The sequence below is a fragment of the Clostridium thermobutyricum genome, from assembly GCF_000371465.1.
In the GTDB taxonomy this organism is placed as follows: domain Bacteria; phylum Bacillota; class Clostridia; order Clostridiales; family Clostridiaceae; genus Clostridium; species Clostridium thermobutyricum.
This window is the reverse complement of record NZ_KB850956.1, coordinates 40995-54814: the sequence shown is the minus strand read 5'-3', so window position 1 is coordinate 54814 and position 13820 is coordinate 40995. Positions and strand designations below refer to the sequence as shown.

The 13820-nt window shown below is 26.6% G+C and carries 13 protein-coding genes; 2 read left to right on the top strand and 11 right to left on the bottom strand.

Annotated elements, in window-relative coordinates; genetic code table 11:
• Window positions 1–36: 36 nt before the first annotated feature.
• The 9 genes from HMPREF1092_RS00290 to recR form a co-directional block, all read right to left on the bottom strand.
• Window positions 37–1116 carry a pyridoxal-phosphate-dependent aminotransferase family protein gene (locus HMPREF1092_RS00290; RefSeq protein WP_002596574.1) on the bottom strand — a complete coding sequence of 360 codons (1080 nt, stop codon included), beginning with the start codon at window positions 1114–1116 and terminating at the stop codon, window positions 37–39.
• 243 nt (window positions 1117–1359) lie between these two features.
• Window positions 1360–3306, bottom strand: a complete 1947-nt coding sequence (locus tag HMPREF1092_RS00285; RefSeq protein WP_002596573.1) for a KUP/HAK/KT family potassium transporter — start codon at window positions 3304–3306, stop codon at window positions 1360–1362.
• 257 nt (window positions 3307–3563) lie between these two features.
• Window positions 3564–5060, bottom strand: a complete 1497-nt coding sequence (locus tag HMPREF1092_RS00280) for a carboxypeptidase M32 (RefSeq protein WP_040413586.1) — start codon at window positions 5058–5060, stop codon at window positions 3564–3566.
• Window positions 5061–5068: 8 nt separating this feature from the next.
• Window positions 5069–5245 (bottom strand): hypothetical protein, encoded by a 177-nt coding sequence (locus HMPREF1092_RS17015; RefSeq protein ID WP_002596571.1) that lies wholly within the window; start codon window positions 5243–5245, stop codon window positions 5069–5071.
• A gap of 129 nt (window positions 5246–5374) precedes the next feature.
• A complete protein-coding gene (locus tag HMPREF1092_RS00270) occupies window positions 5375–6625 on the bottom strand; it encodes an ABC transporter permease subunit (RefSeq protein WP_002596570.1) in 1251 nt (416 codons plus the stop codon).
• Window positions 6625–7539, bottom strand: a complete 915-nt coding sequence (locus tag HMPREF1092_RS00265; RefSeq protein WP_002596569.1) for an ABC transporter ATP-binding protein — start codon at window positions 7537–7539, stop codon at window positions 6625–6627. The genes HMPREF1092_RS00270 and HMPREF1092_RS00265 overlap by 1 nt, the downstream gene beginning before the upstream one ends.
• Window positions 7540–7698: 159 nt before the next feature.
• Entirely contained in the window at window positions 7699–7947 is a 249-nt protein-coding gene (locus HMPREF1092_RS00260) for a pro-sigmaK processing inhibitor BofA family protein (RefSeq protein WP_002596568.1), read from the bottom strand.
• A 46-nt stretch (window positions 7948–7993) separates the two neighbouring features.
• A complete protein-coding gene (locus HMPREF1092_RS00255) occupies window positions 7994–8275 on the bottom strand; it encodes a DUF2508 family protein (RefSeq protein ID WP_002596567.1) in 282 nt (93 codons plus the stop codon).
• Between the two features lie 204 nt (window positions 8276–8479).
• A complete protein-coding gene (gene recR / locus HMPREF1092_RS00250) occupies window positions 8480–9076 on the bottom strand; it encodes a recombination mediator RecR (protein ID WP_002596566.1) in 597 nt (198 codons plus the stop codon).
• A gap of 233 nt (window positions 9077–9309) precedes the next feature.
• Here recR and HMPREF1092_RS00245 point away from each other — a divergent pair, with 233 nt between their 5' ends.
• On the top strand, window positions 9310–10476 hold the full coding sequence (locus HMPREF1092_RS00245; RefSeq protein WP_002596565.1) for an MFS transporter: 1167 nt from the start codon (window positions 9310–9312) through the stop codon (window positions 10474–10476).
• Between the two features lie 18 nt (window positions 10477–10494).
• A complete protein-coding gene (locus HMPREF1092_RS00240; protein ID WP_002596564.1) occupies window positions 10495–10917 on the top strand; it encodes a MarR family winged helix-turn-helix transcriptional regulator in 423 nt (140 codons plus the stop codon).
• A 66-nt stretch (window positions 10918–10983) separates the two neighbouring features.
• Here the strand turns inward: HMPREF1092_RS00240 and HMPREF1092_RS00235 are convergent, their stop codons facing one another.
• Both HMPREF1092_RS00235 and HMPREF1092_RS16330 read right to left on the bottom strand, forming a co-directional pair.
• Window positions 10984–12576 (bottom strand): beta-N-acetylhexosaminidase, encoded by a 1593-nt coding sequence (locus tag HMPREF1092_RS00235; RefSeq protein WP_002596563.1) that lies wholly within the window; start codon window positions 12574–12576, stop codon window positions 10984–10986.
• 117 nt (window positions 12577–12693) lie between these two features.
• Window positions 12694–13662 (bottom strand): VanZ family protein, encoded by a 969-nt coding sequence (locus HMPREF1092_RS16330; RefSeq protein ID WP_002596562.1) that lies wholly within the window; start codon window positions 13660–13662, stop codon window positions 12694–12696.
• Between the last annotated feature and the right edge of the window lie 158 nt (window positions 13663–13820).

The following is a 13820-nucleotide window of genomic DNA, read 5'->3' as shown; positions in this document are numbered from 1 at the left end:
TATAGCCCCCTCTAAATTAAAGATTATTCCCCCAAATTAATCTTCTAATTTTAATATTTCATTTATATTTTTTAGTAAGTCTTTCATATCTTCTATAGTACAATCAGCCATATGAGCTATTCTAAAAGTTTTATCTTTAAGAGTTCCATATCCATTTGAAATAGCAAATCCTCTTGCTGCTAATTCTTTATTTAAAGCTCCTACTTCAATTGCTCTAGTATTTTTTATAGCTGTTACTGTATTTGAAAGATGTTTCTCATCTGCAAATAATTCAAAATGCTTCTTTGCCCATGCTCTAACCATTTTTGCAAGCTCTATATGTCTTGCATATCTATTTTCAATTCCCTCTTTATTCAATATATAATCTAACTGGTAATCTAGTGCAAACATATGTGATAAAGAAGGTGTTGAAGGATATTGATAATCCTTTTTTTGAATATATTTATATAATGCTAAAAGGTCTAAATAGAATCCTCTATTTGGAACTTTTTCTGCTCTTTCTTTTGCCTTATTTGAAAAAGTACAAATTGACATTCCAGGAGGTAATCCTATAGCCTTTTGAGTAGAAGTTATTAATATATCAATTCCCCATTCATCAACCTCTATTTTAGTTCCAACTGCTGAACTTACAGCATCAACAATAAATATAATGTCATCATATTTACTAACTACTTTACCAATTTCTTTAATTGGATTCATAACTCCAGTTGATGTCTCATTATGAGTTACAGCTACTAAATCATATTCTCCTGTACTTAATGCTTTATCTACCATTTCTGGAGTTACGGCTTCTCCCATAGGTACTTCAAATAAGTCCGCTTTAACATTATTATTTAAAGCCATTTCATACCATCTTTTCCCGAATGCTCCTACTGAAAATACTGCTGCTTTTTTAGCTGTACAACATCTTATAGCACCTTCCATTAATCCACTTCCTGAAGAAGTTGATAAAAGAATTTCACTTTGTGTATAGAAAATTTTTCTTAAATTATCACTTATTCTTCTTTGTAAAAATGATGCGTCTGCACTTCTATGACCTATCATAGGTGTTGCCATTTTTTCTAATACATCCTTACGTACTTCAACTGGACCAGGTATAAATAATTTTTTATGCATTTAAATCATCCCCCAATTTTTTAAAACATGTTTATTAACTTTAATTTATTGTTAATTTTACTACTTTTTGTAATTAAATACAATTAATATATTATTTTAAAAACATATTTAATTCTCTTGTATTTTATAAACACACATCTTTTTTTATAGAAAATTAGCTTATGCATTCTCTTCACATCAGTGTAATTATTTTCAAATAAAATAATAAAAAAATGGATTGATTAAAAATCAATCCATTTTTTATTAATCGTAAATTCTAACTATTTTTTTACTATTTGAATTATTTCCAACTAATATTGGAACTTTTTCAACTTCAACTACACTAGTATCTATTCCATACCATTTTTCAGGTGAAACAGTAAGTCTCTTTATAAGTAATTTTGCAGATAATATAAATTTATCCCATCCTGTAAATACACTTTCACTGCATAGTATTTCTTCTATAAGGATAAATTTAAAGTTACCTATTGCTTTTCTGCCTCTTGAAGTTATCATATAATCTTTTGGTTTAAATTGTACTTCTCCACTTTCCATAAGTTGCTCTACAACTTCAGCTAAAAGACCATTTATTCCTTGAGATAATCTAAAACCAAGTTTAAATTCAAGTCTAAATACTTTATTCTCTTTAATAGTTTTAAATTTATAAGCTTTTGTGTATGGTTCATCTGTAACCTGAATATGTATGAACCAATAATATTGTGCTTTCTTTGGTTGTTTATTAAATATTGAATAAACTATTTTATTTTCAACTTCACTCCATTTTCTTGATTTAGTTAAATAAACAATATTACTTGCATAAAGAGGTAGTTCTTTATCTTCTTCTATTAAATTAAATTTTTCTTCATAGTCAAAAAGACTGACAAATCTTCTATATTTCTTTTTGATTTGTGAACTATATGACCAAATATACATTAAGAATATTAAACCTGCTGTAATTAGTAATGTAATATATCCACCACTTATTATTTTAAAACTATTTGCATATAGGAAACTTGTTTCTATAGTTCCAAATACCACTAAAATAATAATTGATAAAACTTTTTTCTTCTTCTTATATCTCATATATTGTGATAAAAGTATTGTTGTCATAAGCATAGTTATTGTTATTGCAAGACCATATGCTGATTCCATGTTTTCAGATTTCTTAAATATTAATACTATTGCTATACATCCTATACATAAAGCATAGTTTACAGCTGCTATATATAATTGCCCCTTTTCTCCATTAGGATATCTAATATGAAGTCTTGGGAAAATATTAAGTTTTATTGCTTCTGAAACAAGTGTAAATGAACCAGATATTAAAGCTTGACTGGCAATTATTGTTGCAAGTGTAGCTATTATAACTCCTATTATAATAAACCAATGAGGCATTATTAAGAAGAATGGACTTTCTGTAATAAGATCCCCATTATGAGCTAGAAGATATGCTCCTTGCCCTAAATAACTAAGTACTAAACAAATCTTTACTAATACCCATGTATAATAAATATTTGATCTTCCACAGTGACCAAGATCTGAATATAAAGCTTCAGCTCCTGTAGTACAAAGGAATACTGCTCCTAAAATGTATACTGCACTATTTCCATGTAATATTAATCTTATTGCATAATAAGGATTTATAGCTTTTATTATAGTAGGATTTTTAGTTAGTTGAACTAATCCAAGTATACCTATCATTAAAAACCATATAAGCATTATAGGACCAAATATTTTTCCTATCTTTTCAGTTCCAAACCTTTGGAATAAAAATAACACTAAAATTATTGCTATTACAATTACTATAGTAACCTCGTCTTTAATAGGGAAAAGTACATTTAACCCTTCAATAGCTGAAGTTACTGAAACTGGTGGTGTTAATATACCATCTGCAAGTAATGCTCCTCCACCTATTATAGCTGGTACAATAAGCCACTTAGCGTATCTCTTAACCAAAGTATATAGGGCAAATATTCCTCCCTCACCTTTATTATCAGCTCTTAAAGTAAAAATAATATACTTTATAGTAGTCTGTAAAGTTAATGTCCAAAACACTAAGGATACTCCTCCTAAAATAACGTTGGCCGATGAATAATTGTTATTTGTAGAAAGTATTGCTTGCATTACATAAAGAGGTGATGTTCCTATATCACCATACACAATTCCAAGTGCAACAAGTAATGATCCAATAGTGACCACATTCTTTTTCATTTTCTTTTGCTCCTTTTGACTTTATTTTTCTAAATAAATGTAAAATTAAATAGCTAAAAAACTTTTTTGTTTATTAGCTATATTTAAAGATTATATCATAATAATTTAATAGTCTATGTCATAAAAAAATCTATTTTTTTGACAATTTATTAACATCTAAGAAAAAGGCTTGAAATTTTAAACATTTCTATCAATTAATTATATAAATTTCTAAAAAATTGAATTTCTGAATCAGTTATCTTTTACCCTTTATTTTTTTAAAATTTATATATCCTGCTATATTTTTTATTTAAATATTCCAAGAAGTATATCGGATTTAATTCTTCTCCTGAAATTCTTTTTATTAATTCTTTTGGTGAATATATTGCTCCATATTTATGGACATTTTCATTAAGCCATTTTTTAATATAACTTAACTCTCCAACTTTTAAATCATTATAAAGCTCTTTATAATCTTTTTCCATAGCATTTAACATTTGAGCTCCATAAAGATTTCCTAATGCATAACTTGGGAAGTATCCAAATGAACCATCTGACCAATGTACATCTTGTAAAATTCCTTCACTATCATCTTTGGGTTCTACTCCTAAATATTCTTTATACTTTTTATTCCACTCTTCTTTCACATTATCAACATCTAATTCTCCTGAAATAAGTTCTTTTTCTATTTCATATCTTATTATTATGTGAATACTATAAGTTAACTCATCAGCTTCTGTTCTTATAAGAGAAGAACTAACTTTATTTATTCCTTCATAGAATTCTTTAAAACTTATATTTTCAAATTCTTTAAATTGATATTTTGCATATGGAAAAAAGTATTCCCAAAACTCTTCGCTTCTTCCTATTATATTTTCATAAAATCTAGATTGTGATTCATGAATACTCATTGAAAGTCCTGTATCTAATCCTGTATTTTGAAGTTCATCAGGAATATTTTGATCATAAATTCCATGACCTCCCTCATGGATACAACTAAATAATGCATTTGTAAAATCAGGATTATCATAATTAGTAGTTATTCTAACATCTTTGTTTCCAAATCCTATAGTAAATGGATGCATACTTTCATCAAGTCTTCCCTTTTCAAAATCATATCCCATTTTATTTAAAACAAATAAAGAAAACTTTTCTTGCTCTTCCTTACTAAAGTTTCCTATAAAGAAATCTTTATTTACTATTTTTCCACTTTTCTCAATTTTTTTAAGAATTTTAAATATTCCATCTTTTAATTCTGAAAAAACTCTATCTAATTCATTTACTGTAAAACCTTCTTCATACCTATCTAATAAAGCATCATATTTCTCTTCTTTATAACCATAATATTCTGCAAATTCTCTTTGAAAATCTATCATTTTCTTTAAGTATGGTTTAAATATTTCAAAATCTTTCTTTTCTTTTGCTTCTTCCCAAGCTCCTTCTGAAATAGCTGACGCAACTATGAATTCTCTATATCTTTTATCCGGTATTCTCTTAGTTTGCTCATAATTCTTTTTTGCATACTTAATTATTGCTTGGTCTTTATCTGATAATTCTTCAATATTTCCTGAGAAATATTCAAGAATTTCTCCAATTTTATCAGATGTTGTCATATTAAATATTTCTCCAGATATATGCTCTATAATTCCAGAACGCTGTTCTATAGCTTTCTTTGGCATTTTAGTTTGCATATCCCAGTATATAAGCTCTAAAGCTGAATTCATTTTTCCGATTTTATCTAATTCTAGTTTTAATTCTTTTAATTTCTCTTCCATATACTTACCTACCATTCTGGTCCAAAATAAAGTACAGATTCAGTTTCTCTACAATACTTTGTAATCATACATACACTTAATTTTCTTGGACATTTAAAACAAACACATCCTAAATCTTTTCCATCACAATCCCCACTTTTCTTTTCTGGACACTCTTCACAGTTTACTCCTACTCCTGCTGCCATAATTAGTCCCTCCTATTTTTTTAAATATTTATTTTACCTTATTATATCAAATTTTAATTTTTATAAAATAAAAGGCTCTAAATTCATATAAAAATTTAGAACCTTTTAATATTTTTTATTAATATATCATTATACTAAAATATCTCTTTTTTCAAATACTATATGTGCTATTATATATGAAATTATAGTCGTTACTAATAATATCACCATTCCCATTCCTGGTCTAAAATTTACATTTGTATTAAATACATGTGCTATATCTCCATTTATTATTGCTGGCGCATTTCCATAACCTAAGAAAGTTAAATGTGCCAATTTAGCAATTTTAGGTATCATTAAAGGCAATACAGAACCTCCAACTACTAATACTATAGACACTGCCATTCCAACCATATTACTCTTAACTAAAGTTGAAATCATAAATACTACAGCACAACATGCTATAACAAATAAAAGTTGTAAAAATAAACTTTGCCCTAAAAGTTCTCCGTAAGTAATCCATTCTCCTGTACCTTCTATTTGTTTTAAAGTTTCATAACCTTCTTTAAGGAGTACTTCTTTATCTATTTCATATCTAAGACCAACTTTAGTAAATTGGTCAAATCCTTTAAAACCTCTTATAGCTCCTATAATACCAAATATTATTCCTTGAGCACCAAATATTAAAGTTACTGATGTAATTAAAAAAGTTAAAAATTTTGATAAAAGTATTTTCCCTCTAGAAACTGGTTGTATAAGTAAGAACTTAAAAGTTTCATTTGTAGATTCATCTGAAACTATATCACTTCCAAACACGGCTATAAAAACTGGAATCGCAACACTAAGTATAAATGCAAAATTTAAAAGAGCCATTATAGGATTAAACTCCCACATTTCTACTGGCTTTATATTATTTTTAAGATAATATTTATCAAGTTCTAACCACTCTTTATCAGCTTCAATTTGTGCTTTACTATAAACTCCATCTGATTCCATATATTTCAGACTTTCTTCTCTTGCTTTGATTTGTTCTTTTAACTCCTCTTGCCATGTTGGTGGATTTTCAATTAATTTTTCTAATCTTTTAATTTCATCTTGTACATTTTCTAAATCTATTTTTGATTGTTCTAACCATTTTAAATTACTTTCTTTTTCTTGAGCATTTTTAGAATTTTTCCATTCTTTTTCTGCTATTTTTACGTTTTCTTTATAATGTTCAAGATTACTTTTTTCAATTTCAATTCTATATTTGGGATTAATATTATCAAGAGTATTTTTCTCTTCTAGATAAGATAGTCCAGTAAGACCTGCTGCAGAAAGAAAAAATAATCCTAATAAAACCCAAGTTTTAGGTCTTTTAAATAATTTTATAAATTCATTTTTAATTAAAGTTAATATCATTATTTATTTCCTCCTTCAACAAGCTCCATATATCTTTGCTCTAATCCATCTCTATTCTTATAAATTTCTTCAATTAAAATATCATTATTTATTAATACTTTTATAAGCTTTGGTGATGTTTTTTCATGTAAAGTCATATGAATCTTTTTTTCTACAACTTGAATTGAGTCAATAAATGGTTGTCTATTTAGAATTTCTAAAACTACTTTTTCTTCTGATTTATGAACTAATACAAAGTTTTCTTTATTTGCTCCATAAACAGATTGTCCCATTGTTTCTACTGATTTTATTAAACCATCTTTTAAAAAAGCTACTTTATCACACATTTGCTCTATCTCACTTAATATATGAGATGAAACAAATACCGCTATTTTTCTTTCTTTAGCTATCTTTTTTATTAATTCTCTAAATTCAATAATTCCTGATGGATCTAATCCATTTGTAGGTTCATCTAAAATTAAAAGCTTTGGATTACCTAATAAGGCTGCTGCAATTCCAAGTCTTTGCTTCATTCCTAAAGAATATCTTTTTGTCTTATCTTTTATTCTGTTTTCTAATCCAACAAGCTTTATTAAATCTTCCACTTCACTCATTGGAATTTTTCTAACCCTAGCAATTTGCATAAGATTTTCTTTTCCAGATAAAAATTTATAAAGTGCTGGATTTTCTACAACTGCTCCAACCTCTCTTAACGCTTCTTCTCTTCTTCTATTTAAATCTTTTCCACAAATCTCAATAGTTCCTGAGTTTTGTTTTATAAGACCTACTAACATTCTTATAGTAGTTGTTTTACCAGAACCATTTGGTCCTAAAAATCCAAATACCTCTCCCTCTTCTACAGTAAAACTTAAGTCTTTTATTATTTCTCTTTTACTTAAAGACTTTTTAAGATTTTTAACCTCTAAAACTCTCATTTCCTTTCCCCCTATTAACTTATAATTAAATGATAGAGAAAAAATCTTAATATTAACTGTTCAAAACCTTAATATTTTCTTAACTGTTTATTAATAAATATAAATAAAAAAACTATCTTAAAGATTTTTATATAATAATCTTTAAGATAGTTTATGTTTTTAAACAAAAAAATTAAATACTATCATAACAATAACTCCTGGTATTCCAAAAATACCTGCAATTAATGAAGTTACAATATTTATTCCTATATGAATTCCAAATCCAGCACCTAATAAATTGACTACATATAGAAGTATAACTCCTATAATACCATTTATTAATAACTTTATAGGCCATTTTAGAAGTTTTATTATTACATATAATATTATTAATCCAATAATACCATAAACAAATAGTCCAATATCCATAAACTCACCTCACCTTTTATATAGCCACTTTAAAGTACTATAAAACTTAATATTCCGCAAGTCTAGTACAATTTTCTATAATATATCCATTAGATGCAACAATCCCTTTCTTTTTTGCAAGTTCAATAAAATAAGAATATCTTTTCATAGCTGCTCTCTCTGCATATATAGCAACTTCTATAAGAAGTGGATCTTTAACATTATCAAATGCACTGCTTGCAATTTCCATTTCTGCCTTTATGGCACTTATTTGCTCTAGTATATAATCTTTTTCACTTCTATTTCCTAATATATTATTAAAATATTCCTTTATGTTACTTTTTTTCATTTTTGTTCCCCTCCATATTAAAAAAATTTATCTTATTTTTATTATTACCAATATGGACAAGCTTATTCACTTTTTTATTTTTATTTGTAACACTTTTTTCTCTTAATCATAAATTAGAACTATAAGAAGCTTTTCACTCATTCTCAAACAAAACTTCTAACTCCCATCTATATAGGACTCAATTATTATAATTGAGTCCTTCTTTTATATTTGAGTTCTTCCTTGAAGTGCTTTAGATAAAGTTACTTCATCGGCATATTCTAAATCTCCACCTACTGGTATTCCAGCAGCAATTCTTGTTACTTTAACATCTAATGGCTTTAATATTTTAGCTATATACATAGCTGTTGCTTCACCTTCAATGTTAGGATTTGTTGCAATTATTACCTCTTTAACAGCATCACTCATTCTTGCAACTAATTCTCTTATTTTTATGTCTTGTGGCCCTCTTCCTTGCATTGGAGAAAGATTTCCATGAAGAACATGATAAAGTCCATTAAATTCCTTAACTTTTTCCATTGTCATAATATCTTTTGGTTGCTCAACAACACAAATTGTACTCTTGTCCCTATTTGGATTTCCACAAATTGAACAAGGATCAGTATCTGTAAAATTACCACAAACTGAACAATATTTTATAGTTCCTCTTGCTTTTACAAGAGCATCTGCAAATTCTTTAACTTCTTCATCAGGTAAATTTAAGATATGTAAAGTTAATCTTTGAGCAGTTTTTTGCCCAATGCTTGGAAGTTTAGCAAACTCTCCAATTAATTTTTCTATAGCAACTGGATAAAAGTCCATAATATATCTCCTTTTCAAAAAAATTATAATATTTAATGAAGCATTTAAGCTCAAATCTACTATATATTATACACTAAGTTTTCCACACTGTATTTTATTTATGCCTAAAAAATTTTAATATAGTTGACAAGTCAACAAAGCTATGTTAAACTTCATTTAGTTGATAAATCAACTTTTTATTTTTAAAAAAATTTAGTTGACTTTACAACAATAATAACAAAGGAGAAATCATTATGAATAAAATGCAAAAATTATCTATATTATCATTATCATTCATATCCCTTATAGCAACTGCCGCCATGGCACCTGCACTTAACGGAATTCAATCACATTTCATAAATGCTCCTGAAACACTTATAAAGCTAGTTGTTACATTACCAGCTTTAATATGTATTCCTATTGGATTATTAAATAAAGCATTTATGAAATTTATATCAAAAAAGAATTTAATAATTATAGGATTACTTTTATATACTATAGGAGGTTTATCTTCTAGTTTAAGCCCCAATATATATGTACTTCTATTTACAAAAGTTATTCTTGGATTAGGACTTGGAGTAACAGCTCCTCTTTCTTTAGTTTTAATAGGCGATTTCTTTCATGGAAAAGAAAGAGCTAAATTTATGGGTTTCGCAACTGCAACTACTAACTTAGGTGGAATAATTTCTACTTTATTTGTAGGTTTCCTTGTAAGTTTAGGTTGGAGATATTCTTTCTTAGTTTATGCTGTAGCAATTATAGTACTTTTTTTAATTGTATTCTTTTTACCAAATGACTACGAAAATAATGAAGAAAAATTAAGCACAGGAAATCTTGAAGAAGATATTAAACTTAATAAAGGAATTTTTAAATATGCTATTTTAGTATTTTTAGGACTTATTGCATTTTATGCTATTCCTACAAATATGGACTTTTTAGTTAAATTAAGAAATTTAGGTGGTGCATCTACTGCAGCTAATATAGTTTCAATAGGTACATTAACTTCATTAATTTCTGCAATGATATTCCCAAAACTAATAAAAATATTTAAAAGATATTTCTCATTAATTATTTTTATATCTATGTTTTTAGGATTTATTATATTAGGAACTTCACATAGTATGCCAATGATATTACTTGGAGCAATATTTGTTGGATTTGGATTTGGTGATGTAATTCCTTTTGGAATGTTATTTGCATCAAACTTAGTACATAAAACACATACAGCTTTAGCAATACTTATAGTAACTACAGGATTATATTTTGGAGAATTCGTATCACCATTAATTTTACAATTCTTATCTAAAACTTTAAATATACAAAATGTAACTGGAAGTCTATTTGGAGCTTGTATAGTTTGCATAGTTGCGTTATTAGTTTCAATATATGCTATAATTAGTGATAGGAAATTAGTAATTTAATATAAAGGAGTTTTCAAGTTGAGTATTAAGAATCTAGATTTAATAAAAAATTCTGCCCTTTTTAGAAAAAAATATCATGCTTATGTAGCAAATTATATTAAAGACTTAAATATAAGTTCAGCTGAATTTGCTTACTTAAAAGAGCTTATGCACAATGAAGGTTCAATCCAAGATGTTTTAGTCCAGAATACATGTATGGATAAGGCCGCAGCAAGTAGAGTAATGAAAACTTTAGAAAATAAAAACTTGATAATGAGAGTTAAAAATAAAGCTGATAAAAGAAGCTTAAATATATACTTTACTGAAGAAGGTAAAAAACTTATACCAATTATAAATAAAATATTAGATGATTGGTATTTAGAATTATCTAATGCTATGGGATCAGAAAAATTAGATCTTTTGATTTCTTTATTCACAGAGTTAAATGAAAAACATCCTTAATTTAAAGAGAGCATTATAAAATGATTAAAAATCATATTACAATGCTCTTTTTTATTTATAAATATTTTAATTCCAAATAGATGGATCTTTATAATAATTTATTCCCTTATTCTCCATTCTTTCTCCATGAGCTGAAAGCCTAATTTTATATTCGTTATAATCTCGCATTTCTCTTGGAGTCCAACCTATTTCAGCATATCCGAGCAGTCTAGGATATATCATAAAATCCATAGCTTCTTCTATTTCAATTGTTTCTGTCCAAAGTGGTGATTCTAACCCCAATATAAGTTCTTTTGGTGCATAATCTATTGGATCCCAATTATATGCATTATCTATTGGAATTAGTCCTGCCCAAGTTAATCCATATTGAGTTTTTTCATTATACTTCATATCTAAATATGATTTTTCTGCAATAGATATTATCATTTTCATATTTTTCTCTACGGCACTTTTATTTGAATTTTTCCAGTTTTGAAGTATAGTATCAGAATTTATATCTGGTGAAGTATCTGCTGGATCTAAAACTATTGGTGTCTTTCCATACTTTTGAACTATTTTAGATACTCTACCCATAAAATAGTTATAATCTTCTTTACTTGTTGCGTATGCTTCATCTCCACCTATATGAATATATTTAGAAGAAGATATTTCTGAAATTTCTTTTATTATGTCTTCTATAAATGAATAAGTTTTTTCATCTCTAGTCATAAACGAACTAAAACCTACTTTAGTTCCAGTATATAAATCTTTAGGCTTTCCATCAGGATTTAAAAAACCATAAGATGCTAATGCTGCATTTGAATGTCCTGGCATTTCAAATTCAGGTATAATTTCTACATATCTACTTTGAGCATACTTAACTATATCTTTAAAATCTTCTTGAGTATAAAAGCCTCCAATTCCCCCACCTACTTGTAATTGACCACCTTTTAAAGCAAGCTCTGGCCATTTTTTTATTTCTAATCTCCAACCTTGGTCATCACTTAAATGTAAGTGAACTCTATTTATTTTATATGCTGCTGCCATATCTATTTGACGCTTTACCTCATCTACAGTAAAGAAATGTCTTACTACATCAATCATTATTCCCCTATGTTCATAATTTGGCTTATCTTTTATATTTACTGCTGGAATAGTCCATTCTATATCTTTTACAACACAAGGCTTTTCTATTTCTGAAGGAAAAAGCTGTCTTAATGTTTGAATTCCTTTAAAAATTCCATCTGGTTTATATCCTATTATTTTAATATTATCTTTTGAAGAATTTAATAAATACCCTTCACTTCCAAGCTCCTTTTCTGCTCCTGTCGTAGTTAAATAAATAAAATTTTTTTTATTTTTAGGATATTCTTTTTTAACTTTTAAATTATATCCAGTAGCTGGCTCTATTTTACTTTTCATAAATTGTGCTATATTATAAATTTCTTCTGTTTCTTCATCTGTATTTCCTTTTACATAAATTATAGTATCTTTCCTTAAAGTAAATTCACCCTCAGTTTTTTCAAAGCTTAAAGGTTTAGGAATTATAGTATTTTCTAGAGTATCAATTGATATTACTTCTTTCGATTCTTCTGATTTGATTAGAAAACATCCTGAAATTATAAGTACAATTGGCACTAAAAATACTATACTAATAAAATTCAATTTAAGCCTCTTCATAAAATTAACTTCTCCTTTTATTATCTATTTACAGTCCATAAAAAACATAAAAGATTTACTCCTTATGTTAATTACTCATATTATTTTATTCCCATAAATATCTAATATTATTAGAAATTATTTTTCTAATTTAATTTTTAATTTAGTAGTATCTTTCATTTTTAAATCACTTACATCTATATTTTTAATCATATACGGTTTCTCAATCTTAACTTCTATAATATCTTTTTCACTTTCAAGCTTTACAATTTTTCCTTCTTTACACCTAGAATAAAATCTTATATTTGTTATTATCTCACTATCATAATTAAAACTTGTGAAATAATTTATAAATGTACCCTCATCATCTCTATAAGTATAAATCTCACTTATATTATCTGTTATTATAGATTCTACTAATTCTAAAATACGCTTTTTCCCATTATCAATATATTCACTAATTTTTAAATTTCCGTTATTATCCTCTGACATAATTTCAACATAATTATTTTCATCTTTATTTTCTGCTACAATCTTATAATTATCTTTTTGTACTATTTCCGGAATAGCTGAGACTTTAATTGAATTATCTCTATAATATGAATATATATTATTTAAATTTATTGGTATAACTATAAAAAGCCCTAATAAAGCTACTGGAAATAATGATTTTAAAATCTCTCTTTCAGATGTTATTACTTTAAAATATTTTTCAAATGGCTTTTTTAAGATTAAAAATATAATCTTATATCCTATAAATCCAATCATAGCTCCTATAGTATTAAATATTAAATCATCTACATCTCCAACTCTTCCCAAAAGAGCCTGTATGATTTCTATTAAAAAAGAAAATAAAAATCCTAAACATCCTACTACTAAAATATTTCTAGCTCTCTTATATAATAAGGAAATAAAAAATCCAAATGGAACTAGCATCAATATATTTCCTACTATCTGATAAATAGCATTTCCTAAATTAGTATTTATCATATTTATACTTTTTTTTATCGGAATAAAGTTAAATGTTATCTCATAACTAGTTGTATACACTGCCCCAAATGTATAATATAAAACTACTATAAGATAGAAGTAGAAAGTACAATTCACCAATTCTCTTAATAAATTTACTTTCTTCCCATTTTTATATTTAATAAACTTAACAGTACAATAAATAAGTAAAGCTATTATTCAAATAAAAACAATTATTTTCCCATAAATATTCATAATTCTCACCCTCTTAAAAATTCTCACAACTAATTTTACCA

Excerpts from the sequence above, each read along its gene's own strand:
- HMPREF1092_RS00290 (WP_002596574.1), bottom strand. The coding sequence starts at position 1,116 with ATGCATAAAAAATTATTTATACCTGGTCCAGTTGAAGTACGTAAGGAT.
- HMPREF1092_RS00285 (WP_002596573.1), bottom strand. The coding sequence starts at position 3,306 with ATGAAAAAGAATGTGGTCACTATTGGATCATTACTTGTTGCACTTGGA.
- HMPREF1092_RS00280 (WP_040413586.1), bottom strand. The coding sequence starts at position 5,060 with ATGGAAGAGAAATTAAAAGAATTAAAACTAGAATTAGATAAAATCGGA.
- HMPREF1092_RS17015 (WP_002596571.1), bottom strand. The coding sequence starts at position 5,245 with ATGGCAGCAGGAGTAGGAGTAAACTGTGAAGAGTGTCCAGAAAAGAAA.
- HMPREF1092_RS00270 (WP_002596570.1), bottom strand. The coding sequence starts at position 6,625 with ATGATATTAACTTTAATTAAAAATGAATTTATAAAATTATTTAAAAGA.
- HMPREF1092_RS00265 (WP_002596569.1), bottom strand. The coding sequence starts at position 7,539 with ATGAGAGTTTTAGAGGTTAAAAATCTTAAAAAGTCTTTAAGTAAAAGA.
- HMPREF1092_RS00260 (WP_002596568.1), bottom strand. The coding sequence starts at position 7,947 with ATGGATATTGGACTATTTGTTTATGGTATTATTGGATTAATAATATTA.
- HMPREF1092_RS00255 (WP_002596567.1), bottom strand. The coding sequence starts at position 8,275 with ATGAAAAAAAGTAACATAAAGGAATATTTTAATAATATATTAGGAAAT.
- recR (WP_002596566.1), bottom strand. The coding sequence starts at position 9,076 with ATGGACTTTTATCCAGTTGCTATAGAAAAATTAATTGGAGAGTTTGCT.
- HMPREF1092_RS00245 (WP_002596565.1), top strand. The coding sequence starts at position 9,310 with ATGAATAAAATGCAAAAATTATCTATATTATCATTATCATTCATATCC.
- HMPREF1092_RS00235 (WP_002596563.1), bottom strand. The coding sequence starts at position 12,576 with ATGAAGAGGCTTAAATTGAATTTTATTAGTATAGTATTTTTAGTGCCA.